The sequence below is a fragment of the Formosa haliotis genome (genome assembly GCF_001685485.1).
In the GTDB taxonomy this organism is placed as follows: Bacteria; Bacteroidota; Bacteroidia; order Flavobacteriales; family Flavobacteriaceae; genus Formosa; species Formosa haliotis.
Window position 1 is genome coordinate 3,381,522 of sequence record NZ_BDEL01000001.1, and the last position, 23,195, is coordinate 3,404,716.

The following is a 23,195-nucleotide window of genomic DNA, read 5'->3' on the forward strand; positions in this document are numbered from 1 at the left end:
ATGAAAGCATTATTCGATACTTCTAGTTTAAAATGTAGTAAGATTGTAACTCAAGAATATAGCACGTCGTTTTCTTGGGGAATCAGACTTTTTGCACCTTCTATTCGTCCTGCGATTTATGCCATTTATGGTTTTGTACGCTATGCCGACGAGATTGTAGATTCTTTTAACAACTATAATCAGGAGGAATTATTTCATGAATTTGTTGCCGATTATCACAAAGCTATAGAGCGCAAAATAAGTTTAAATCCTATTTTACATGCCTTTCAAGAGGTGGTTTTAAAATATGATTTGCAAGATTTTGTTGAAGATTTTCTGAAACGGATGGAATACGATTTAAATGTAAGCGACTATACTACCGAAGAAGCTTATAAAAACTACATTTATGGTTCTGCCGATGTGGTAGGCCTTATGTGTTTACGAGTGTTTGTTAATAACGACGAAGCGCAATTCAATCATTTAAAAACCTCTGCAAAATATTTGGGTTCGGCCTTTCAAAAGGTTAACTTTTTAAGAGATATTAAAGATGATACCGAAATTTTAGGACGTTCGTATTTTCCAAATGTCAATACAAACGGATTGAGCAATGTAGCCAAAGAAGATATAATTAAAGATATACAATTCGATTTTACTGAAGCTTATAAGGGCATTGTGCAATTACCAATCGAGAGTAGGTTAGGGGTGTATTTGGCTTATAAGTATTATATGAAATTATTGCATAAATTAGAGCGAATGGATTCTAAACGCTTACTATATGAACGTATTCGAATTTCGAATCCTTTAAAACTCGTAATTTTAACCAAAGCCTATATCCGATTTAAACTCAATGTTATATAAAATAATCATATTAACTCTGATGGTTTTGGTACATCCTATTTCAAGTTGCGACGATATGGATGCGATCAGGTGGTCGTATCACGAGGTAAAAAGTGAAGCAGAATTAAATCAGCTTTTAAAGGAAATAGAGGGTTTAGATTGCGACAAAAAGATCCCGTATTTGGCCTCTTTAATTATGCGACAAGCCGAATTTACAAGTTGGCCGCATAAAAAATTAGGCTATTTTAACGATGGAAAAAAAATGTTAGAAAACTATTTGTCTGCTTATCCTAACAGCATTGAAGCGCATTATATAAGATTGCTCACGCAAAAGAATGTGCCTAGTCTTTTAAATTATAAGCAAAATATTTTAGAGGATAAACAGTTTGTAGAGCAACACTTAAAATCTGCAGATTTATCTGAAGATTATAAACGTATAATGGCACAAAATATTCATTAAAAACACAATAAATGATGCAAATTGTAATGTACATAGCAGTTACTATAGCGACATTTTTAGTCATGGAATGTATTACCTGGTTAACCCATAAATATGTTATGCACGGTTTTTTATGGTATTTACATGCCGATCATCACGAACCGAAATACCCACACGTATTCGAGAAAAATGATGCCTTCTTTGTTATTTTTGCAATTCCTAGTATTGCTCTATTTTATTTTGGAGTTCATCCCGAATTAAATGTTCTATTCTTTATTGGTTTAGGAATTTTATGTTATGGGATTGCTTATTTTTTGGTTCACGATGTGCTTATTCATCAGCGTTTTAAATGGTTTAAAAATGTGAAAAACAAGTATTTAATTGGCTTGCGGAAGGCTCATAAAGTACACCATAAACATTTAGATAAAGAAGATGGGGAATGTTTTGGGATGTTATTTGTACCCAAGAAATATCATAAAACCTATAAAAAGTAATGCAGTCTTATACCTATTTGCTCATCGATTTGGCTTGCATTTGTATTCCCTTCTTAGCTAGTTTTTACCCTAAGCATGCCTTTTTTAAGCAATGGAAATCGTTTTTTAAAGCAAATGTTTTAGTATCGATAGCCTTTCTGATTTGGGACTATTACTTCACCGAAATGGGCATTTGGGGGTTTAACCCGGATTACCTTTTAGGGCTCTATATAGGAAATTTACCTGTAGAAGAACTTCTGTTCTTTATCTGTATTCCGTTTGCTTGTGTATTCACTTTTTTTGCTCTAAAATTCTTAATTAAAACATCACCTTTTTTTAAGTCGCAACGGTATATCACACTCGTATTTATTAGTGTGTTTAGTCTTTTAGCTATATTACATTACCATAAATGGTACACGTTTACAGCTTGCGGTTTTACAGCGTTGTATTTAATGTTTTTAAAATGGAAACAAGTCGATTTAAGTTTTCATTACCTTACTTATTTCTTGATTCTTCCTTTTTTCTTTTGAGTAATGGTTTGTTAACAGGATCCTTTTTAGAGGCTCCCATTGTGTGGTATAACGATGCCGAAAATTTAGGGTTTAGACTGTTTACCATTCCCATAGAAGATAGCATTTACGGCCTGTTACTCATTTTTTTAAATATTGAAGGCTTTAGATATTTTCAAACAAAGTTGAATTAAATCGAGCTCCCAAACCTACTTCAGTAGTCTTAAAGAGGCTGATTAATTGATAGGTTTTTATCTAGATTTGAAGGCTTACATGGAAAAAAAATTAAGGTTTAATTCCCGCTTTATAAACTTCTAAAGCACGTAATCGTGCTGACTTATGGTCTACTAAGGGATCGGGATAATCTTTAGTGCCATACTCAGGAATCCATTGTTTGATGTAGTCCAGATTTTTATCAAATTTCTCTAATTGTGTAATTGGATTAAATATCCGGAAATAAGGTGCTGCATCGCAACCCGTTCCTGCTGCCCATTGCCAGTTCCCGTTGTTGGAAGCCAATTCGTAATCTAACAATTTTTTAGCGAAATAAGCTTCACCCCATTGCCAGTGTATAAGTAGGTGTTTACATAAAAAACTAGCGGTTACCATACGCACACGGTTGTGCATGTATCCGGTTGTGTTTAATTGGCGCATACCGGCATCGACTAAGGGGTATCCGGTTTTGCCTTGGCACCATAATTTAAACTCAGTTTCATTATTTCTCCATGCAATGCCGTCGTATTTTCTTCTGAAATTTTGAGAGACCACGTTAGGAAAATGGTATAAAATCTGCATAAAAAATTCACGCCAAATCAATTCATTTAAAAAGGTTTGGTCTTCGGGTTTTAATGCCGAAATAATGCTGCGAATACTAACAGTTCCAAATCGTAAATGCGGACCTAAATAACTCCCAATGTCTTGAGATGGATAATCACGATATTTAGCATACTTCCCAATATCGCCTAAGTTATAAGGTTTCACTTTAATTGAGGAAGGCTTAAATCCGAAACTCTCCAAAGTAGGGAACTCAAACTGATTTTTGTGAACGTTTTCAAAAGATACATCAGAAAACACTTCAACTCCCGAAAAACGTTCTAGCCATTTGTTTTTATATGGTGTGTAAACCGTGTAAGGAGTGTTATCCTGTTTAAGAATTTCATGGGGTTCAAAAATAACTTGATCTTTAAAGGTATGAACCTCTATGTTTTTCGACTTTAAAAATGTTGACACTTTAGCGTCCCGTTCACGGGCATACGGTTCGTAATCGGTGTTCGTGTAAACAGCCTCTATGGTATAGGTTTCGGTTAGTTGTTTCCAAATATCTAGCACTTGTCCTTTTAAACAGAGTAAGGATGAATTATGACGGTTTAATTCAGAGTTTATAGTTTTTAATTGGTTGTAAATAAAAGATACTCTAGCATCATCTGGAGGTAATTCATTTAAAATATTGTCATCAAAAATAAAAATAGGGAGAACTAGGGTGTCACGGTTTAAAGCTTCTAAAAGCCCTGTGTTATCTGTTAATCGTAAATCGCGTCGAAACCAAAATATGGTATATGTCATAAGAAAAATGATCTAAAAAAAGCAAATGAATTGGGTACTTAAATGTAATAGGTCCTGTTCTACAAAACAAGAGATTTGTAACTTAAACCTAAAACAAAACAGACATAAATTTAAAATGTTTAAGAGCTTTTATAGTTAGGCTATTACTGAACATTTTATAATGCCCTAAACCATATACTTAATCCATTTTTTTGTTGACTGAATGTAATGTTCTCCACCGTTTTAAGGGTATACATACCTGAAAAACTATCAATAGTGTGTTGAGGTTTTAATTATTTATATATAAGATGCTGAAATAATTAAAACATTGATTTATAGAATTTAGAGAGTGTTGTCTAGGTTTGAAATTTTGGATTTTAGCTAATTAAAATTACACATGTTGATCTAATAAAATCGGGTTACCATCGGGGTCCATGATAATAATATTTCCAGGACCTTTGGTATTTTCATCAACCTCTGTAGATAAGGTTACACCTTGATCTTTTAATTGTTTTTGAATAGCTCTTATGTCATCAAAATCTTTCAAGGTTTTGGCATCTTGATCCCATCCCGGATTGAATGTGAGGATGTTTTTATCGAACATGCCTTGAAACAGACCAATTAACGTTGGACCATTTTTCATGATGAGGTAATTTTTTTCCAAATCGCCAGCAAAAACCGTAAACCCTAGAGTTTCGTAAAACTGTTTAGAAATGTTTATGTTTTTTACGTTTAAACTAATGGAAAAAGCACCTAATGTCATGTGTATGTAATTATGATTAATATGTGTGATTAAGGAAAAAGTAGGTAGAGCTCTTGCTAAAGATACAGGGAATTTAACAGAATTTAAAGTCTTTACTCTGTTAACTTTACCTCGTTTTCTAGTGCTTCTCCCTTTTCAAAGGCCTCTAAATTGTTTAGCGTAACCAATGCAATTTGGTCTAAAGCTTCGTGGGTTAAAAAACCTTGATGCGATGTAATTAATACATTTGGAAACGAAATTAAGCGAGAAATCACATCGTCCATAATAATGTTTTCTGAAAGATCTTGGAAAAACAATTTTTCTTCTTGCTCGTAAACATCAATACCAAAATACTCAAGGGTTTTATTTTTTAAAGCCTCAATGGCTTCAACCGTATCAATTAGAGCACCTCGGCTGGTGTTAATTAACATGGCGCCTTTTTTCATTTTAGAAAAAGCTGTTTTATCAATAATATGATGGGTGTCTTCTGTTAGTGGACAATGTAAAGAAATAATATCTGATGTTTTTAATAGGTCGTCCATACTCACATAGGTGACTCCTAGAGCCTTTAATTCTTCTGAAGGGTAAAGATCGAATGCAATAACCTTACAACCAAAACCTAGCATGATTTTACTAAAAAACTGACCAATTTTACCTGTTCCTACCACACCTACGGTTTTTCCAAATAAATCGAAACCGGTTAATCGTTCTAACGAAAAATTTCCTTCACGAACGCGGTTATACGCCTTATGTGTTTTTCTGTTCAAAGTTAAAATTAAGGCTGTGGCATGCTCGGCAACCGCCATAGGGGAATACGATGGTACACGAACAATTTTTATGTTTTGAGCTTGAGCCGCCTTTAAATCGACATTGTTAAATCCTGCACAACGCATAGCGACAAGTTTTATGCCGTTTAGTTTGAGTTTCTCTAGAATGTCAGCATCTAAATGATCGTTAACAAACGCGCAAACGGCATCGAAACCTTGGGTTAAATTAACCGTATGTTTGTTTAATGAGGCTTCGTAATAGGTGATGTCTTGGTGATTGGTGTTATGCGCATCAAAACTTTCGCGATCGTAAGATTTTGTGCTGAAGAAGGCTATTTTCATAGGTGAAGCTTTTGGTTTTTATTGAATAATAAGGATTAAATATAAATGAAAATTTCGGACTTTTAATTTGGTGTAGAATTTCTTAGAATAATGTTAACAGTTAGTGGGGACAAATGTGGAAATTAATAGGAACCATTACATTAGATTTTAATCAAAGTATAAAACCAAGATTAATTCATTGCCAATATCTACTTCACTGAATTTGAAAAAGGAAATGTACAAATGAGGTTTAATGTTTTAGGAAAGGCATTTTTACAAACTAAAACATCCTTTTATAAAATCAATATACGTTTGCATCCCTTTGCTTAAAACGCCTCGTGGAATACGTTCGTTAGTGTTGTGAATACGCTCTAAATAGTGTCGGTCTAGTTGTATTGGGGTAAAACAAAAAGAGTTAATGCCTTGGGCTCTAAAATAACTCACATCGTTATAATTAGGTACCGAAGCACTTAAGGTGCTAGATTGTGGGTAGTTCTTTTTAACCGCCTCTTTAATTTTGGCAAAAAAGATAGATTTATCGCTAGACGGAGGGATAATAGGCATTTCTCTTATCACCTTAACCTCTATATTTGTATTGTCTAATTTGTCTTTTAAACCTGCTATAAACTCTTCATTTGTTTTATGCGGAAGTAATCTGCAGTCTAATAATGCCGTAATTTCTTCAGGAATAACATTAACAACATCGTTATGGCTATTCACACTAGTTAGGGTTATTGAATTTGAAAACAATGAAAATAATTCTGGCTTTTTTCTTAATTGAGGCACTATAAAGACTTTAAAAAGTCGAGGGTGCTTTAATGCGAGAGCAGAAATCCCTTTTTCCCATTGGCCTAATTGCTTTAAAATATTAATATTTGTTTCGTTATAGACTACTTTTTGCGGCTCTCCAATAATGTTGTCTAAAGCTTCAATCATGTCTTTATTGGCGTAGTTTAAAGGCGAGATTGAGCCGTGAGCCGATGTTTTAACTTTTAAAGATAACTCTAACCACAATGGCCGTTTATTAGTAATAGAAATACCAAATAAATTTTGCTCTGGATGCGATTTTAAAACATCGTTAAAAGCAGGTGGACCTTCGCCTAAAACTACTGCAGGGTTAAGTGCTTTAAAATAATTTTGCGTAACGTATGTTGCACCGCCTTCGCACTGCGTTTCCTCGCAAGAGACGGCTAAAAAGGTCACATTATAAGGCATGTTTTTATTGCCGTATTCCTGTGCAATTTTAATGGTACTAAATAAATGCATAATGCCATTCCCTTTATTGTCGAAAGCACCTCGTCCCCAAATTTCGGTTTCGGTAATATCTCCAGAAAAGGGTCCGTGCTCCCATTTTGAGACATCTCCAGATGGAATAACATCAATATGATTTAATAAAATAATGTTGGGTAACCCGCTACTTAAAGGGTAAATAGAAGCAGCAAAATTATAATTATTATTGGTATCGCCCATTTGGGTAACATATAGACCATTTTTAAGGCACAAATTTTTTAGCCATTCTCCAGCTTCTTTTTCGTTTCCGCTAATCGATTTAAATTGAAGATATTTACTAAGAGCCTGTTCAATAGTTATATCGCCTTCCTCTGATAGGATGGTGTATTCCGAAACTTTATTTTGACTTTGTATGTGTACAGAAAGAAAAATAAAGAAGAAAAGCAACGTAAAGTTTCGACTCATAATAACATATTTATAATAAAACGGCCGGTTTAAAGGCCTCTTAAAATTAGTGTTTTGCCAATAACTTACAATTAAATTCTATGGTTTTTTTTGAAAATAAGGTCTAACCAATTCGTATTAAGGGCTTACCATTCGTTAATTCTGTTGGAATCTAATTTTATGAAAATGAAAAGTAGGATGGTGAATCCCCAAAGTCCAGACCCTCCGTAGCTAAAGAAAGGCAATGGAATACCAATAGTAGGAATTAGGCCCATAACCATGCCTATATTAATCATAAAGTGCAGAAACATAATAGAGGCTACAGAGTAACCATACACTCTGCTAAATTGAGATTTTTGCAATTCAGCTAAATGAAGAATGCGTAGCATAAGCAACACGAATAAAATAACTACCATGGCGCTACCTACAAAGCCCCATTCTTCTCCAACAGTACTAAAAATATAGTCGGTGTGTTGTTCTGGAACAAATTTTCCAGTAGTTCGTGTGCCTTCTAGAAATCCTCTTCCTCCAATTCCACCAGAGCTAATGGCCTTTTCAGATTCGTATAAATTATAAAGAATGTCTCGGCGCATCTCTGCCAATTTAGCTGGGTCTTTTTCTAGTCGGAGCCATAAGCTTATCCTGTCTTTTTGATGCGGTTGAAGCACCGAATCGTAAAAGAAATGCACCCCAACAGACATCACTACAGCTAACAATGTAATTAGTATGGGTTGTAAAATGACTGGTTTTTTTTTGCTGATAAAATATTGAGTAAATACAACCCCTGCCGCAAGAATAGATGTAATTATTGGGCCAAATTTTAATGAAAAAATAGAAATACAAAGCACACTAACCGCTAAGGTTAAATAAATTTTTGGCAGGCCTTCGCGATATAGTACGAAAAAGAAAGCGCCATAAACAATAGTACTTCCCGCATCGTTTTGCAATAGAATTAAAAATGCAGGAATTAGTATTATAATAAAAGTTTTAATTTGATCTGGGAACCTGCGAATATCGGTTTGTAAATCACTTACGTATTTCGCTACAGCCAAGGCCGTTGCCGCTTTAGCAAATTCACTGGGTTGTAAGGTCATACCTCCAATGCCATACCACGAGGTGGCTCCGTTAACATTTTTACCAAAAATAAATAGCCCGACCAAAGAGAGCATGGATACCACATAAATAACACTAGCAAACCGTTCGTAAAATTTGGCTTCTATGGCTAAAATAATAACGATTAAGCCTAGTGTTAAACCAATAAACATGAGTTGTTTACCGTAGGCTTGAGAAAAATCAAAATAATCTACTGTTTCTCCTATATGAGATGCAGATACGATATTTAGCCAGCCAAACCCTACAAGCATCATGAAAATTATGATGGTTATCCAATCGAAAGAAAAATGTCTGTTAGTTTCTCTAATCATATTAAGGCGTTACGGGTGCTAAATGGTCGTTCTTTATTAGTTTTGGTTCCACAGTTTCTAATGTTGTTCCGCGATTAATTTTAAAAGGTTCTCCAGAATATGGTTTTTCGTATTCATGTTCTAAACTATGAGAAAGGATCCATGTTTCCATATCGGTTCTGGTAATACTGCCACGTAAATATTTTTCGATCATTAAGCTGGCAATTCTACCTGCAAATCGGCTACCCCAATACCCGTTTTCAACAAACACCGCAATGGCAATTTTAGGGTTGTCTTTTGGTGCAAAAGCTACGAAAATAGAATGGTCTGTTAACTGGGTTTTCTTGCCGTCTATTTTTACAAAATTTTCGGCAGTACCCGTTTTTCCACAAATTTCAATGCCTTTAACTTGAAGACTTGCCGCGGTACCTTTATTGTAAACATCGAACATACCTTGAATTACAGGTTCAAAATTTTCCTTATCGATAGTGGTATGCCTAGGCGTTGTAAAATGAGCATCTATTTCTTGACCTTCTATAGACTTTATAATGTGAGGGGTATAAAAATAACCGCGATTGGCAATGGCAGCAACCATATTTGCCAACTGAATAGGTGTTGCCTCTATTTCTCCCTGACCAATGGCATTCGATAGGGTAAAGGTAGTTCGCCATCGGTTTTTACCGTACCATTTATCGTAAAAGTCACCACTCGGAATTCGTCCCGGACTTCCAATTTTTAGGTCATATCCTAAATAATCTCCAAGACCAAAACTTGTTACATGCTTGTTCCATACATTCATCCCTTCATAAGGCGTGTCGTATTTTTCAATGATTCGTCTATATACATTTGCAAAATAAGCATTGCAAGATTCGTAAATTCCAACATTCATGGCTAACGGACTAGCGTGCGAGTGACACCCCATTTTTCGGTTTCCGTAACTATACCCATGGTGGCAAGTAAATTGATCTTTGGTGGTAACCACACCTTCTTGTAAACCTATAAGCGCGTTTAATACTTTAAAAGGTGACCCTGGAGGATATTGCGCTAATAAGCCGCGATCGTATAGCGGTTTGGCTATAGAATCGTTGTATAATTTTGTGAAATTTCTAGATCGTTTTCTCCCTACTAAAGAATTAGGATCGTAGGTAGGCGCAGAAATCATAGTTAAAATTTCGCCGGTACTAGGTTCTATGGCTATAATTCCGCCGTGTTTATGTTGCATTAATTGTTCGCCATAGGCTTGTAAGGTGGCATCAATTGTAATCTTTACATCTTTTCCAGGTTCGGGAAGCGTGTCAAATTTCCCTTCTTTATAGGGGCCTATGTTTTTGTTGAATCGGTTTTTCTGAATAAACTTAATTCCTTTTTTTCCGCGTAATTCTTCTTCATAAGACAATTCAATGCCTTGCTTGCCTATTAAATCTCCCATTTTGTAATAGGGCTGTTTTTTAATGATGGCATTGTTAACTTCACCAATATCGCCTAAAACATTAGCTCCAATAGAAGCTTCATAATGGCGAAGCGAGCGTTTTTGAATATAAAATCCTTCAAATTTTCGCATTTTTTCTTGAAGTACAGCATAGTCTTCTTTAGACAGATGAGACACAAAAACCGAAGGTAGTCGTGGTGAATAGTGGTAAGCTTTATTATAGGTTTTTATAAATTGTGCTTTGTCTATTTTTAAAAGATTGCAAAACTCTACCGTGTCTAAGGGTTTAACTTCGCGAGGAATAACCATAACATCGTAAGACGATTGGTTAGAAACTAAAAGCGTTCCGTTTCTGTCGTAAACAAAGCCTCGTTTTGGGTAATCGTAAACTTTTCTGATGGCATTATCGGCATATAAATCGTTCGCAGACGAATTGTAAACCTGAAGGTAAAACAGTCTCGAAATAAAGATAATTCCAACAAAAATAATGGTGAAAAATAATAAAAATTGCCTCATTTAGTGCGCTTGCTAAAAATAATAGTAACTATAATACACAGAAGAATGGTAAAGATACTAGAAAATAACGTTTTTTGAAGCGTTAAAAGTATTTCGGAAAAGTTAAATACTTCTAAAAGAAATAGGATGAGGTGATGTACCACGGTTAGTATACTTATATACATAAGTTTAGAGCCAAAATCGACATTGTTAAATTTAATGGTTTGGTGTTCGTAAACAGTACCAAATGACCATTTTAAAACTAAAGGACGAATATAAGCGATGGTTACACAAGCTGCAGCATGAATTCCGCCAGAGTCAGAAAAAATATCGACCAATATTCCTAACAAGAAACTTAACAGCAAAAATACAATACGGTCGTTTTTAATAGGATACAATACAATAAATAAGATGTATAAATACGGATTTATATATCCCAAAAAATTAATATGATTTAGAATTACAACCTGTACTAGTACCAGTAAAAGGAACTTGAATATTTGAGATATAACGCTACTGTTCATTCGATAAATTTAGTAAGTTATTAATCTCGGGAGCATCTAAATGTTCTATAATATAGGCGTGTTCAATGTTTGTCATGTCGTTAAACAGCGTCACATTAATTTCGAAATTATTCTCGGCATCATCCAATTCAAAACTTTCAATAGTTCCTATTTGAATGCCTTTAGGGAAAATTACAGACCGCCCAGAAGTAACAATGGTATCTCCAATGGCAATAGGCGCAATTTTAGGAATATCTATAAGTTGTACCGTTCTAGGGGAATATCCGTCCCAGGTTAAGGTTCCAAAATGATTGGTCTTTTTTAGCTGTGCACTAATTCTACTTTTAGAATTTAAAATTGAAATTACTGTGGCGTAATTTCCACTTGTTTTGTCTACAATACCCAGAATCCCCTTTGGGGTAATAAGTCCGAAGTCTTCCTTAATGCTATCGTTACTTCCTTTATCTATAAGTAAGATATTTGTTGTAGCCGAATAGCTGTTTTTTATAACGCGTACAGGTCTATACAAGTACGATCCGTTAAAACTCGTGGTGTCTACAAAAGTGTTTTCTAACGATAAATGATAGTTTTGAAGCCGATTGCGAAGTCTCGCATTTTCTTGTGCTAAATTTTCGTTTTGTGTTTGTAAGTTTAAATACTGATTGATATTATTTAAACGTGTATAAATTCCGCCGCTTAAAAAATTAGCCGAATTTATAAATTTACTTTTGTGATACGAATGGGTTTGAATTGTAAAAAATACGGCCAACGAAAACAGCAGCAAATACAACAAAAAGTTTTTGTTACGTATTATAAAGTTTAAAATTTGCTGCATGCTTTAAGGCTATTTAATCAATACGCTCTTAAACTTAGGTAAGTTTTTAAGCGTGATTCCAGTTCCGCGAACTACGGCACGTAACGGATCTTCAGCAATGTATACAGGAAGATCTGTTTTTTGAGATAGACGTTTGTCTAAACCACGTAACATAGAACCTCCACCAGCTAGGTAAATACCGGTATTGTAAATATCGGCAGCTAATTCTGGAGGTGTTTGCGATAAGGTTTCCATAACAGCATCTTCAATTCTAAGAATAGATTTGTCTAATGCTTTCGCGATCTCGCGATACGAAATTTGAACTTGTTTTGGTTTCCCGGTAAGTAAGTCACGGCCTTGCACACTCATGTCGTCTGGTGGCGTTTCTAAATCCTCGGTAGCAGCACCAATTTGAATTTTAATTTTTTCGGCAGTACGTTCACCTACATATAAGTTGTGTTGCGTACGCATATAATAAATAATATCGTTTGTAAAGACATCTCCGGCAATTTTAACCGATTTGTCGCAAACAATACCTCCTAAAGCTATTACTGCAATTTCGGTAGTACCACCACCTATATCTACAATCATATTTCCTTTAGGTTGCATAATATCTACACCAATACCTATGGCCGCAGCCATAGGTTCGTGTATTAAATAAACTTCTTTTCCGTTTACACGCTCGCAAGATTCCTTTACAGCTCGCATTTCTACTTCTGTAATTCCAGAAGGAATACAAACCACCATGCGAAGTGCAGGGGTAAACATTTTTTTCTTTAAAGCGGGAATGTTTTTAATAAACAAACTTATCATTTGTTCAGAGGCATCAAAATCTGCAATTACACCATCTTTTAATGGTCTAATGGTTTTAATATTCTCGTGAGTCTTTCCTTGCATCATACTCGCTTCTTTACCAACAGCAATAATTTTACCGCTAACGCGATCGCGAGCAACTATAGAAGGGCTATCCACCACAACTTTATCATTATGAATAATAAGAGTATTGGCTGTTCCTAAGTCAATAGCTATTTCTTCTGTAAGGAAGTCAAAAAATCCCATGCTTTATATGTCTTTTTTTGCTTTAATTATAAAATCGGTTGTCGTAAAAGTAATGAAATTAATGCTTAAAATGACGTGTTCCAGTAAATACCATGGCCACATTATTTTCGTTACAATAATCGATGCTTAATTGATCTTTTATAGATCCACCTGGCTGAATAACCGCAGTAATTCCAGCGTTTTTAGCAATCTCTACACAATCAGGGAATGGGAAAAACGCATCGCTCGCCATAACTGCACCATTTAAATCGAAATTAAAAGATTGTGCTTTATGTATAGCTTGATTAAGAGCATCTACACGGCTTGTTTGTCCTGTTCCACTAGCACAAAGCTGGTTGTTTTTTACTAAAACAATCGTGTTTGATTTGGTGTGTTTACAGATTTTTGAAGCAAAGATTAAATCATTTAACTCACTTTCTGTAGGATTATTGTTAGTTGCGTTTTTTAAATCTTCTAAACGATCTGTTTTGTTGTTAGCATCCTGAACTAAAACACCATTTAAACAAGATCTTACATTTGTTTTAGGTAATTCGATATCGTGAAGAATTAAAAGAATTCTGTTTTTCTTTCCTTTTAATAATTCTACAGCTTCAGATGAAAATGAAGGTGCGATTACAACTTCGCAGAATAAACTATGAATTTCTTCGGCAGTAGCTAAATCAATTTCAGTATTACAAATTAATACCCCTCCAAAAGCAGAAACTGGATCTCCAGCTAATGCGTCTAAATAGGCGTCTTTAAGGGTGTCGCGTTGTGCAACTCCACAAGCGTTATTATGCTTTAAGATGGCAAACGTAGGTTTATCTCCTTTAAATTCTTTAATTAAATTAACGGCAGCATCAACATCTAAAAGGTTATTATAGCTTAACTCTTTTCCGTTAAGTTTTGTGAAGATGTCATCAAAATTTCCGTAGAAAAATCCTTTTTGGTGAGGGTTTTCTCCATAACGTAATACTTGGCCGTTTTGTTCGCTTATTTTTAAAACTGTTTCTTCCTGATTTTGGTTGAAGTAATTAAAAATAGCAGTATCGTAATGAGAAGATACATTAAATGATTTTCTTGCAAAATCTTTTCTTTGGTCTAAAGATAAAATTCCGTGTTGGTTAGAAATAATGTCTAAAAATTCTGCATAATCGTTAACCGAAGATACACAAACCACATCGGCGTAGTTTTTTGCAGCGGCACGAATTAATGAAATTCCACCGATATCAATTTTCTCTATAATATCTTGTTCGCTAGCACCAGAAGCCACAGTTTTTTCAAACGGGTAAAGGTCTACAATAACTAAGTCGATTTGAGGGATGTCAAATTCTGCTAATTCAGCATGGTCTTGTGGGTTATCCTGGCGATTTAAGATACCTCCAAAAACTTTTGGATGTAAAGTTTTTACACGTCCACCCAAAATAGAAGGGTAAGATGTTACATCTTCTACAGGAACAACATCTATTCCTAAATCGTTAATAAAAGCTTGTGTTCCTCCAGTAGAATAGAGGGTTACACCTAGGTCATTTAACTTTTTGATAATAGGTTCTAAACCATCCTTGCTAAATACAGAAATTAATGCAGATTTGATTGTTTTCTCGTTACTCATTATAGTTGCGTTATATTAATGGGCAAAAGTACGGATTTACATTAAAATTTTTATAGTTTGTTTGCTGTTTTGTTTTTATTTTTTTTGTAACAAAACTATTAGGAAAACGTCCTATCTTTAAATTCTCATATTTTTAATAAAATCGCTTCTAAATGATCTTATATTTAAGACTTTTTAAAGAAAGTTTTTCGTTTGCAATCAATGCATTACGTAATAATAAATTGCGAACTTTTTTATCGCTATTAGGGGTTACCATTGGTATCTTTTCTATTATAGCGGTACTTGCAGCGGTCGATTCTTTAGATCAGAGCATAAAGAGTCAGTTAGCAGGCTTAGACAAAAACACCATTTACTTAACCAAGTTTTCTTTTGGACCTACCGATGTGCCTAGGTGGCAACGCGATAATTTTCCGCAGACAGAAAATGACGATTATGAATTTGTAAAGCGAAATATTCCAAATATTAAGTCGAGTGCCTATGTTATTTTTGGAAATTCGGAAACCATAAAATATCAAGATAATACCATTACTAACGTAAATGTCACGCCGGTATCTTATGGAATTTACGATGTTGAAGATTTGAAAATAGGGAAGGGTCGATTTTATTCTGAATCTGAATCGTCTACTGGGGCGGCAGTTGTGGTGATAGGAGCAGAGTTGGCCGAAAATTTATTCGAGTCCGAAGATCCTATTGGTAAGCAAGTGCGTTTATATGGTAGAAAGGTTACCGTAATAGGGGTGCTTAAAAAGATAGGAACATCGCTGTTTGATACGCCCGATGAAAAAGCTTTTGTACCATCAAATTTTGTGAGACAGTTTACAAACGGCGGTACAGGAGGAATTCCTGGAGCTGTGATTATTAAGCCTGAAGCAGGTGTAGATATTGATGCGTTTGAGCAGACCTTAAAACAAAAGTTTAGAGCTTATCGCGGATTAAAAGCTGATGAACCCGATAATTTTTTCGTAAATAAACTGTCGGGAATGACAGATGCTATAGATAATATTATAGGTGTTCTTAATTTAGCTGGGTGGATTATTAGCGGATTTTCACTGCTTGTTGGAGGTTTTGGTATTGCTAATATTATGTTTGTTAGTGTAAAAGAACGTACAAACTTAATTGGTATTCAAAAATCGCTTGGTGCGAAAAATCGCTTTATATTATTTCAGTTTTTATTCGAGGCTATAATTTTAGCGGTTATTGGAGGGTTAATCGGCCTGACACTCGTTTGGATAGTCGCCATGATAGCATCGCAAGTTGTGGAAGATTTTGAGTTTGTATTATCGTTTTGGAACATGTTTATCGGGTTCTCCCTTTCAACATTAATCGGATTAATTTCAGGGGTATTGCCAGCGATATCGGCTTCGAAATTAGATCCGGTAGAAGCTATTAGAACCGGAATGTAGTAAGACGATAATTAAAGTATTTCCGAAACTTTAGCGCAAACAAATTCTAGAAAACGCTCGTCGGCTTCAGTAAATGGGTCTGGGGTGTTCGAGTCGATGTCTATTTGTCCTATATTTTCGCCGTTAACAAAAATAGGAATAACAATTTCTGCCTTAACGGTAATGCTACAGGCAATATAGTTGTCTTGAGCAGTAACATCTGGAACAACGAAATTTTTATTACTTACAGCAACTTGCCCACAAATTCCTTTTCCGAACGGGATAATTGTATGATCTGTTGGGGCGCCCACATACGGACCTAGTTTTAGTTCGTTTTTATCTCCGTTTTTAAAATAAAATCCCACCCAATTATAATAAGGTACTTGTGCTTCTAATAATTCGCAAACGGCCAAAAGACGATCGTCTACTGTATTTTTAGAATTAGAAAGAATAGTTTCTACTTGTGGTTTTAAAGTTGTTAAAGGCATGGATTTAAATTTTTTGTAAAAGTATTTAAATTGCTGCGATAATCGAAGTTCGTTTTTATAAATTTAACAACTAAAATTTAATCTAGAATTGAAGACATTATTCCAGACATACAAGCCCGTAATCCGGTTTATCTTAACCTTTCTAGTGGTGTATTTTGTTTTGGCCTTTGCGTATAAATGGTATCTGGAGTACTCTAAAACTTCTGCCTACCAGCCAGATTATATTACGTACCATGTGGCAAATCAATCGCAAATACTTTTAAATGCTATGGGGTTCGAGTCGGATATTGCTTTACACCAAGGGGAGCCTTGGGTGCGCTTGCTTTTAAATGGAACGTATATAGTTAGAATAATAGAAGGTTGTAATGCAGTAAGTGTTATTATATTATTTATTGCTTTTATTGTGGCCTTTGCTTCGGGCTTAAAAAAAACAATACTCTATATTATCGCTGGATCGGTTTTAATTTATGTAGCAAATGTATTGCGTATTGCGATATTGACTATAGGGCTGTACAAATACCCACAATTTGAACATATTTTGCATGGTGTTGTTTTTCCGTTACTCATTTACGGCATGGTATTTTTGTTGTGGGTAGTATGGGTTAATTATTTTGTGAAACAAAAAAAGAAACATGAGAAACCTGCTACGTTATAGTCTTATTCTTATTTTGGTTTTCGGGTTGATTTTAATTCGAGGTTTTGAAGCACATTTGTTTTATGATCCATTTTTAGATTTTTTTAAAAATGATTATTTGTATCTAGATGCCCCTAAGTTTGATGTTTTTAAATTAATCGGTTCTACTTCGCTTCGGTACTTATTAAACTCTGTATTGTCTTTGGGTATTATTTATTTAGTATTCAGAAATAAAGGCGCTGTTAAATTTTCCGCGTTAATTTTCGGGCTTGCTTACCTTATTTTAATAAGTGTATTTGTTTTCTTGGTTTTACATGCGAAAAAGGAAAATTATTATATTCTCTTTAATATACGCAGGTTTTTAATTCAACCTATACTTCTGCTATTGCTTTTACCAGCGTTTTATTATCAGAAGGCAAGAAGTGTTATGTAATCGGCTTGTTGTCAGTAGGTAAGAAGGTTGTGTGGTTGTGGTATATTTATTACATTATTAGCTCTTGGACGAAGTTTTAAGGTAAATACAGGTTATATTTTTGTGAATTAATATTTTGTTTCTATATTTATATAGAGAAAGATTTAAAAATCCTTTTTCACTTCTTTTCAGAAGATTAATAGCACTCTAAAATTTAATTAATATTAATCTATAATTTATAGACAAGAGGCTATGAAATATTTTCATCTTTTATTTTTTATGTTTTCATTCTGCGGAATGTATTCACAGAATTTGCATAATCAGTCTAATGCTGCGTCAATAACAAATGAGGCGAATACTACTACAGGTTGGGTTGGTGCCGGGAATATAACGTCTAGCTCAAATAACCCTCATTCTGGAAATTTTTCTTTAAGTGTTAGTAGAACTGGAGTAAATGGAAGAGATGCTGGATATACTTTTAATGCAGTTATTGGACAAATTTATACAATTAGTATTTGGGCAAGATTAGGAGATTCTAATTTTCAACCAGCATTTGCAAATTGGGTTGGGTTAAATGGTTTTAATACAACTCTTATTAATAGTAATAATTGGACAGAGTATACCTGGACTGTAACGGCTACAAATAGTAATCCTCAAATTAGAGTCTATGCAGCACCTTATTCAGGAGGGCAAATTGGAAATGAGGTGTTACTAGATAATGTTAATATACAATTATTAGATGAAACCCCTCCAAGTATACCAGCAGGATTAGTTTCGAGTAATATAACTTCCAATAGTTTAGATTTAAGTTGGTCAGTTTCCACAGATAATGTAGGAGTTACAGATTATGAGGTGTTTATGGACGGGATTAGTCAAGGCTTAAGTAGTGGATTATTAACACAGTCCATAACGGGATTATCCCCAAACACTTCATACAGTTTTACTGTTTTGGCTGTAGATGGATCAGGAAATCGGTCAGGACAGAGTACAGGGTTAACAGTGACGACGTTAGAGTTATTAGATGAGGTCCCGCCAAGTATACCAACCGGATTAGTCTCGAGTAATATAACTTCCAATAGTTTAGATTTAAGTTGGTCAGCTTCCACAGATAATGTAGGAGTTACAGATTATGAGGTGTTTATGGACGGGATTAGTCAAGGCTTAAGTAGTGGATTATTAACACAGTCCATAACGGGATTATCCCCAAACACTTCATACAGTTTTACTGTTTTGGCTGTAGACGGATCAGGAAATCGGTCAGGACAGAGTACAGGGTTAACAGTGGCAACGTTAGAGTTATTAGATGAGACCCCTCCAAGTATACCAATAGGATTAGTCTCGAGTAATATAACTTCCAATAGTTTAGATTTAAGTTGGTCAGCTTCCACAGATAATGTAGGAGTTACAGATTATGAGGTGTTTATGGACGGGATTAGTCAAGGCTTAAGTGGTGGATTATTAACACAGTCCATAACGGGATTATCCCCAAACACTTCATACAGTTTTACTGTTTTGGCTGTAGACGGATCAGGAAATCGGTCAGGACAGAGTACAGGGTTAACAGTGGCAACGTTAGAGTTATTAGATGAGACCCCTCCAAGTATACCAACCGGATTAGTCTCGAGTAATATAACTTCCAATAGTTTAGATTTAATTTGGTCAGCTTCCACAGATAATGTAGGAGTTACAGATTATGAGGTGTTTATGGACGGGATTAGTCAAGGCTTAAGTAGTGGATTATTAACACAGTCCATAACGGGATTATCCCCAAACACTTCATACAGTTTTACTGTTTTGGCTGTAGACGGATCAGGAAATCGGTCAGGACAGAGTACAGGGTTAACAGTGGCAACGTTAGAGTTATTAGATGAGACCCCTCCAAGTATACCAATAGGATTAGTCTCGAGTAATATAACTTCCAATAGTTTAGATTTAAGTTGGTCAGCTTCCACAGATAATGTAGGAGTTACAGATTATGAGGTGTTTATGGACGGGATTAGTCAAGGCTTAAGTGGTGGATTATTAACACAGTCCATAACGGGATTATCCCCAAACACTTCATACAGTTTTACTGTTTTGGCTGTAGACGGATCAGGAAATCGGTCAGGACAGAGTACAGGGTTAACAGTGGCGACGTTAGAGTTATTAGATGAGACCCCTCCAAGTATACCAACCGGATTAGTCTCGAGTAATATAACTTCCAATAGTTTAGATTTAATTTGGACTGCATCAACTGATAATGTAGGAGTTACAGATTATGAGGTGTTTATGGACGGGATTAGTCAAGGCTTAAGTGGTGGATTATTAACACAGTCCATAACGGGATTATCCCCAAACACTTCATACAGTTTTACTGTTTTGGCTGTAGACGGATCAGGAAATCGGTCAGGACAGAGTACAGGGTTAACAGTGATGACGTTAGGAAATGAAATAAACTATACCAATTTGAATGCAAATCTATCGACGGTAGATTGGGTGGCTCGTAATTTGTTTTCTGCAGGAAATATTGGAATTGGTACAGAGAATACTGAGGGTTATAGGTTAGCCGTTGCAGGTAATGTAGTTGCAGAAGAGATAAAAGTGGCTCTGCAAACATCTTGGCCAGATTATGTTTTTGAAAGAACATATAATTTGCCAACATTGGAAGAGGTTTATCGTCATATAAAAGAAAAAGGACATTTGATAAATGTTCCTAGTGCTAGTGAAGTAGCTAAAAGAGGTATTAGGTTAGGGGAAATGAACGCTGTTTTACTTGAAAAAATTGAAGAGCTCACTTTATATATTTTACAACAAGAGAAACGAATAAGTAAACTAGAGAGGGCATTAAAAACAAGTGGTAAAAAATAATTACTATATTCTATGAAATTCAAGAAGACATTGTTTTTTGTGTTTTTATTTTTGATGCAACAAGTTTTTTCTCGAAGCATTAATAAGGTTTATATGAGTAATGCGCCTTATATTCAAGTTGAATTAGTTAATGCTTTTTATGAACTTCGGGAGGGGGTAGAACTAATAGCAGGATTAGCTCGTATTTATGAACCTTTTTTTTACTTCGAAAGTGCTCAAGAACCTACCCAAAGAGATATACATTTTAATCTTCCAGATGAACCTGAACGGCAAATTTTTGAAGAGGAACAAGCTATGCAAGTCATTAATCCCATTATTAGTATGCCATGGTGGGATTCCTCCATGGAACAATCTATCAATTCACCTTTATTGGAGAGTTCTTTTATGGGGCAATTTAATATAGATTGGGGGCTAAATATAAACTATTTTACAGTAAATAATGTCAGGTCATTGCCAATATCTACCGATATTATTGATATACAGTCTGATAGAGCCTCCTTAGATTATTCTATTAATAAGGAGAGGGGTAGGGTTCAAGCTGGATCAGATAGGTGGATAAGCGGAGTCATACCAGCACCTATTTTATACCTACATCACTGTTTTAAAGATAAATTATGGGATGATTGGGAGCAAACACATTTCGGAGGACCTTGTCATATTTCGACCTCTAAGTTGAGATTTGATGGAACTTATAGTTTTGATGGTCAAATAATACTCTTGGTAGATCCTGATAATATTGTTGAGAGTAAATCTTTAGGTGTTTTTTATGGAGAAAACGGGTTAGCGGAATTGGAAGATTGTATTGTGTCTAACATATATCTCGACTTAGAAAGTTTTTATTATCAATATTTAATAACACTCGGGAATGAATTTATAGTGCCAATTAATACAAATTGTCAACTAGAATCTTTTATGAAGATAAGCATGTTATCTGGATTTATATTTGAGAAAGGAAATGCATTAGCAGCTGAAAAAGATTCAGGAGTTGAACAAATGTCTAGAATGAGTATGTCTAAACTTGTTTCAAAAGGAAGTAGGGTTAATTTATTTGAATATCATCCTGCTCTTATAGTTATTAATTTCTATGTCACCAGTGAGTTTATTTCAAATTTCATGGAAGTTTCGATTTTATCAAATCGCTTTAAAGTATATTAAATCTTAGTTTAAAAAGCATTGTATTAAATTAAGAAATAGTTGTCTATGAATTGTCTTAACGTATTTTATCAAGAAAAACACACATATATAATATAATTAAATTGTTATTGAGTAGTTGAATCATTTGAACATAGGTGTTTAAAATGTTGAGTTGTATGCTGATTCCAATGTCATTATTAGAAAGAAGATTATAAGGGATTAGAGAAGTAAATTTATTGTAAGTTTTAATTTTTTTTGTAAAAACCTAGAAAGTATGTTGAATGTAATGAGAAAAACATTGTTTTGGACTGTTGATTTTATTAAGGGTTCTCGAATAAAAACGGAGTATTCTGAAATAAGAAATATTCTTGAAAACCTCAATTCTAAAGAGGTTAAAATCTTACAAGAATATAATTTGAAAAAAATATTGAGACATGCAAAAGAAACGACAATGTATTATAAAAACATTGAAACATGTGATCAATTATCAAACTATCCCGTAATAGATAAAAATGTAATTAAGGAACATTATGAAAAATTTAAATCAAGCATGTTTTTAGATAAATCTAATATTTCAGCATATACAAGTGGATCTACCGGTACGCCTTTTAAAATATATCAGAATCAGCATAAAAAATATAGGAATACTGCCGATGTTATTTATTTTGCAGAATTGTCTGGATTTGAAATAGGTGATAAATTATTCTACATTCGACATTGGGATGAATATAATAGTAAAACTCCTTTTGAAGCTTGGAAACGAAATATTACTATGCATCCAGTTTCTAAATTGTCAGAAACGGATGTTAAAAATTTACTTGATGAAATTCAAAAAAATAATTCTAGAAAGGGAATAATAATATATGCCTCTGCATTAAATGTAATTAGAGATTACATTTTAAAATTTAATTTAAAACCAATTAGAAATTCAGGGGTAACATCTATTATAGCTATTGCAGAAGCTTTAAATGAACGAACTAAACTTATTGTTCAGGAATATTTTGGTGTAAAAGTCGTCTCGAGATATTCTAACGTGGAGAATGGTATTATAGCTCAACAATTTCTAGGTAAAAGCAATAATTTTTATATTAACTGGGCAAGTTATTTTGTTGAAATTTTAAAATTAAATAGTGATGATCCAGTTGAAAAAGGTGAATTAGGACGTATTGTTGTTACGGATCTTTTTAATTATTGTATGCCAATGATTAGGTATGACACAGGGGATATAGGAATGATGAACTATGAAGATAATCTTGATAATGACTACCCTGTTTTAATGAGAATTGAGGGGCGTAAAATGGATATGATTTTTGATGCAAATGGGAATCATATTTCGTCTTATATGGTTTATAATATTTTAAAATACCCATTTATAAAGCAATATCAATTTATACAAATTGATGATAAAAAATACCTGTTTAAGTTAAATGTAGAAGAAGAATTTCATTCCGAAAAAGATATTAAAAATGAGTTCCTTAATTTATTAGGCTCGAATGCTGAAATAGAATTTACTTATGTTAATGAAATCCCATTATTGTCTTCTGGGAAAAGAAAATATGTAGTTAATAAAACACAAAAAAAATCATAGAATATGGATAAATGGAGCTTAAGTAATTGTTGAATAATATCTATATTGAGAAATCCTTCTTTTTTTGACTTAGACACTTTTTTGGAAAGTATCACCACATATAGCAAATAATGTGCTAACTCCAACACAAATG

The 23,195-nt window shown here is 34.2% G+C and carries 22 protein-coding genes; 11 read left to right on the plus strand and 11 right to left on the minus strand.

Translation table 11 applies throughout. The features are described 5' to 3' along the window. The 5 genes from A9D35_RS14160 to A9D35_RS19700 are packed head-to-tail and all read left to right on the plus strand — an operon-like array spanning nt 1 to nt 2,431. Nucleotides 1-837: a phytoene/squalene synthase family protein gene (locus tag A9D35_RS14160; RefSeq protein ID WP_066224066.1), complete on the plus strand. Its 837-nt coding sequence runs from the start codon at nt 1-3 to the stop codon at nt 835-837. After that, on the plus strand, nt 827-1,276 hold the full coding sequence (locus A9D35_RS14165; protein WP_066224068.1) for a hypothetical protein: 450 nt from the start codon (nt 827-829) through the stop codon (nt 1,274-1,276). The genes A9D35_RS14160 and A9D35_RS14165 overlap by 11 nt, the downstream gene beginning before the upstream one ends. Nucleotides 1,277-1,290: 14 nt before the next feature. Beyond that, the gene (locus A9D35_RS14170) at nt 1,291-1,749 is read left to right on the plus strand and encodes a sterol desaturase family protein (protein ID WP_174545284.1); all 459 of its coding nucleotides are present in this window, start codon (nt 1,291-1,293) and stop codon (nt 1,747-1,749) included. Continuing rightward, the gene (locus tag A9D35_RS14175) at nt 1,749-2,258 is read left to right on the plus strand and encodes a lycopene cyclase domain-containing protein (RefSeq protein ID WP_235817906.1); all 510 of its coding nucleotides are present in this window, start codon (nt 1,749-1,751) and stop codon (nt 2,256-2,258) included. The genes A9D35_RS14170 and A9D35_RS14175 overlap by 1 nt, the downstream gene beginning before the upstream one ends. After that, complete coding sequence (locus A9D35_RS19700; protein WP_369692175.1) at nt 2,192-2,431, plus strand: lycopene cyclase domain-containing protein; 240 nt, start codon at nt 2,192-2,194, stop codon at nt 2,429-2,431. Before A9D35_RS14175 ends, A9D35_RS19700 begins: the two co-directional genes overlap by 67 nt. Nucleotides 2,432-2,522: 91 nt before the next feature. On the opposite strand, the gene A9D35_RS14180 is transcribed toward A9D35_RS19700, so the two are convergent. The 10 genes from A9D35_RS14180 to purH form a co-directional block, all read right to left on the minus strand. After that, a complete protein-coding gene (locus A9D35_RS14180) occupies nt 2,523-3,800 on the minus strand; it encodes a cryptochrome/photolyase family protein (RefSeq protein WP_066224072.1) in 1,278 nt (425 codons plus the stop codon). 370 nt (nt 3,801-4,170) lie between these two features. Next, the gene (locus tag A9D35_RS14185) at nt 4,171-4,542 is read right to left on the minus strand and encodes a VOC family protein (protein WP_066224074.1); all 372 of its coding nucleotides are present in this window, start codon (nt 4,540-4,542) and stop codon (nt 4,171-4,173) included. Between the two features lie 92 nt (nt 4,543-4,634). Further along, nucleotides 4,635-5,630 (minus strand): 2-hydroxyacid dehydrogenase, encoded by a 996-nt coding sequence (locus A9D35_RS14190; RefSeq protein WP_066224077.1) that lies wholly within the window; start codon nt 5,628-5,630, stop codon nt 4,635-4,637. 252 nt (nt 5,631-5,882) lie between these two features. Continuing rightward, nucleotides 5,883-7,304, minus strand: a complete 1,422-nt coding sequence (locus A9D35_RS14195; RefSeq protein ID WP_066224079.1) for a M20/M25/M40 family metallo-hydrolase — start codon at nt 7,302-7,304, stop codon at nt 5,883-5,885. Nucleotides 7,305-7,429: 125 nt separating this feature from the next. Continuing rightward, a complete protein-coding gene (rodA, locus tag A9D35_RS14200) occupies nt 7,430-8,707 on the minus strand; it encodes a rod shape-determining protein RodA (RefSeq protein WP_066224080.1) in 1,278 nt (425 codons plus the stop codon). A gap of 1 nt (nt 8,708) precedes the next feature. After that, nucleotides 8,709-10,631: a penicillin-binding protein 2 gene (mrdA, locus tag A9D35_RS14205; RefSeq protein WP_066224082.1), complete on the minus strand. Its 1,923-nt coding sequence runs from the start codon at nt 10,629-10,631 to the stop codon at nt 8,709-8,711. Next, nucleotides 10,628-11,134 (minus strand): rod shape-determining protein MreD, encoded by a 507-nt coding sequence (locus tag A9D35_RS14210; protein ID WP_066224083.1) that lies wholly within the window; start codon nt 11,132-11,134, stop codon nt 10,628-10,630. The genes mrdA and A9D35_RS14210 overlap by 4 nt, the downstream gene beginning before the upstream one ends. Next, entirely contained in the window at nt 11,124-11,948 is an 825-nt protein-coding gene (mreC, locus tag A9D35_RS14215; RefSeq protein WP_066224085.1) for a rod shape-determining protein MreC, read from the minus strand. Before mreC ends, A9D35_RS14210 begins: the two co-directional genes overlap by 11 nt. A 9-nt stretch (nt 11,949-11,957) precedes the next feature. After that, the gene (locus tag A9D35_RS14220; protein WP_038526917.1) at nt 11,958-12,986 is read right to left on the minus strand and encodes a rod shape-determining protein; all 1,029 of its coding nucleotides are present in this window, start codon (nt 12,984-12,986) and stop codon (nt 11,958-11,960) included. A 58-nt stretch (nt 12,987-13,044) separates the two neighbouring features. After that, entirely contained in the window at nt 13,045-14,577 is a 1,533-nt protein-coding gene (purH, locus tag A9D35_RS14225; RefSeq protein WP_066224086.1) for a bifunctional phosphoribosylaminoimidazolecarboxamide formyltransferase/IMP cyclohydrolase, read from the minus strand. Nucleotides 14,578-14,729: 152 nt separating this feature from the next. On the opposite strand from purH, the gene A9D35_RS14230 reads away from it, so the two are divergent. After that, on the plus strand, nt 14,730-15,980 hold the full coding sequence (locus tag A9D35_RS14230; protein WP_066224090.1) for an ABC transporter permease: 1,251 nt from the start codon (nt 14,730-14,732) through the stop codon (nt 15,978-15,980). A gap of 11 nt (nt 15,981-15,991) precedes the next feature. On the opposite strand, the gene A9D35_RS14235 is transcribed toward A9D35_RS14230, so the two are convergent. After that, the gene (locus A9D35_RS14235; RefSeq protein ID WP_066224092.1) at nt 15,992-16,447 is read right to left on the minus strand and encodes an XrtF-associated fRMsr-like GAF protein; all 456 of its coding nucleotides are present in this window, start codon (nt 16,445-16,447) and stop codon (nt 15,992-15,994) included. A gap of 88 nt (nt 16,448-16,535) precedes the next feature. Here A9D35_RS14235 and xrtF point away from each other — a divergent pair, with 88 nt between their 5' ends. The 5 genes from xrtF (at nt 16,536) to A9D35_RS14260 (ending at nt 23,062) form a co-directional block, all read left to right on the plus strand. Further along, nucleotides 16,536-17,102 carry an exosortase family protein XrtF gene (gene xrtF / locus A9D35_RS14240; RefSeq protein WP_066224094.1) on the plus strand — a complete coding sequence of 189 codons (567 nt, stop codon included), beginning with the start codon at nt 16,536-16,538 and terminating at the stop codon, nt 17,100-17,102. Beyond that, on the plus strand, nt 17,080-17,514 hold the full coding sequence (locus A9D35_RS14245; RefSeq protein WP_066224095.1) for an exosortase F system-associated membrane protein: 435 nt from the start codon (nt 17,080-17,082) through the stop codon (nt 17,512-17,514). Before xrtF ends, A9D35_RS14245 begins: the two co-directional genes overlap by 23 nt. A gap of 231 nt (nt 17,515-17,745) precedes the next feature. Beyond that, nucleotides 17,746-20,340, plus strand: coding sequence for a fibronectin type III domain-containing protein (locus A9D35_RS14250; protein ID WP_066224096.1), 2,595 nt, complete (start codon nt 17,746-17,748; stop codon nt 20,338-20,340). Between the two features lie 12 nt (nt 20,341-20,352). After that, nucleotides 20,353-21,495, plus strand: a complete 1,143-nt coding sequence (locus A9D35_RS14255; protein WP_066224098.1) for a hypothetical protein — start codon at nt 20,353-20,355, stop codon at nt 21,493-21,495. Nucleotides 21,496-21,748: 253 nt separating this feature from the next. Next, nucleotides 21,749-23,062, plus strand: a complete 1,314-nt coding sequence (locus A9D35_RS14260; protein ID WP_066224100.1) for a phenylacetate--CoA ligase family protein — start codon at nt 21,749-21,751, stop codon at nt 23,060-23,062. Nucleotides 23,063-23,195 lie beyond the last annotated feature (133 nt).

Bases quoted from the DNA above. Each gene is read 5' to 3' on its own strand.
- A9D35_RS14160 (WP_066224066.1), top strand. From the start codon at position 1: ATGAAAGCATTATTCGATACTTCTAGTTTAAAATGTAGTAAGATTGTA.
- A9D35_RS14165 (WP_066224068.1), top strand. From the start codon at position 827: ATGTTATATAAAATAATCATATTAACTCTGATGGTTTTGGTACATCCT.
- A9D35_RS14170 (WP_174545284.1), top strand. From the start codon at position 1,291: ATGCAAATTGTAATGTACATAGCAGTTACTATAGCGACATTTTTAGTC.
- A9D35_RS14175 (WP_235817906.1), top strand. From the start codon at position 1,749: ATGCAGTCTTATACCTATTTGCTCATCGATTTGGCTTGCATTTGTATT.
- A9D35_RS19700 (WP_369692175.1), top strand. From the start codon at position 2,192: ATGGAAACAAGTCGATTTAAGTTTTCATTACCTTACTTATTTCTTGAT.
- A9D35_RS14180 (WP_066224072.1), bottom strand. From the start codon at position 3,800: ATGACATATACCATATTTTGGTTTCGACGCGATTTACGATTAACAGAT.
- A9D35_RS14185 (WP_066224074.1), bottom strand. From the start codon at position 4,542: ATGACATTAGGTGCTTTTTCCATTAGTTTAAACGTAAAAAACATAAAC.
- A9D35_RS14190 (WP_066224077.1), bottom strand. From the start codon at position 5,630: ATGAAAATAGCCTTCTTCAGCACAAAATCTTACGATCGCGAAAGTTTT.
- A9D35_RS14195 (WP_066224079.1), bottom strand. From the start codon at position 7,304: ATGAGTCGAAACTTTACGTTGCTTTTCTTCTTTATTTTTCTTTCTGTA.
- rodA (WP_066224080.1), bottom strand. From the start codon at position 8,707: ATGATTAGAGAAACTAACAGACATTTTTCTTTCGATTGGATAACCATC.
- mrdA (WP_066224082.1), bottom strand. From the start codon at position 10,631: ATGAGGCAATTTTTATTATTTTTCACCATTATTTTTGTTGGAATTATC.
- A9D35_RS14210 (WP_066224083.1), bottom strand. From the start codon at position 11,134: ATGAACAGTAGCGTTATATCTCAAATATTCAAGTTCCTTTTACTGGTA.
- mreC (WP_066224085.1), bottom strand. From the start codon at position 11,948: ATGCAGCAAATTTTAAACTTTATAATACGTAACAAAAACTTTTTGTTG.
- A9D35_RS14220 (WP_038526917.1), bottom strand. From the start codon at position 12,986: ATGGGATTTTTTGACTTCCTTACAGAAGAAATAGCTATTGACTTAGGA.
- purH (WP_066224086.1), bottom strand. From the start codon at position 14,577: ATGAGTAACGAGAAAACAATCAAATCTGCATTAATTTCTGTATTTAGC.
- A9D35_RS14230 (WP_066224090.1), top strand. From the start codon at position 14,730: ATGATCTTATATTTAAGACTTTTTAAAGAAAGTTTTTCGTTTGCAATC.
- A9D35_RS14235 (WP_066224092.1), bottom strand. From the start codon at position 16,447: ATGCCTTTAACAACTTTAAAACCACAAGTAGAAACTATTCTTTCTAAT.
- A9D35_RS14245 (WP_066224095.1), top strand. From the start codon at position 17,080: ATGAGAAACCTGCTACGTTATAGTCTTATTCTTATTTTGGTTTTCGGG.
- A9D35_RS14250 (WP_066224096.1), top strand. From the start codon at position 17,746: ATGAAATATTTTCATCTTTTATTTTTTATGTTTTCATTCTGCGGAATG.
- A9D35_RS14255 (WP_066224098.1), top strand. From the start codon at position 20,353: ATGAAATTCAAGAAGACATTGTTTTTTGTGTTTTTATTTTTGATGCAA.
- A9D35_RS14260 (WP_066224100.1), top strand. From the start codon at position 21,749: ATGTTGAATGTAATGAGAAAAACATTGTTTTGGACTGTTGATTTTATT.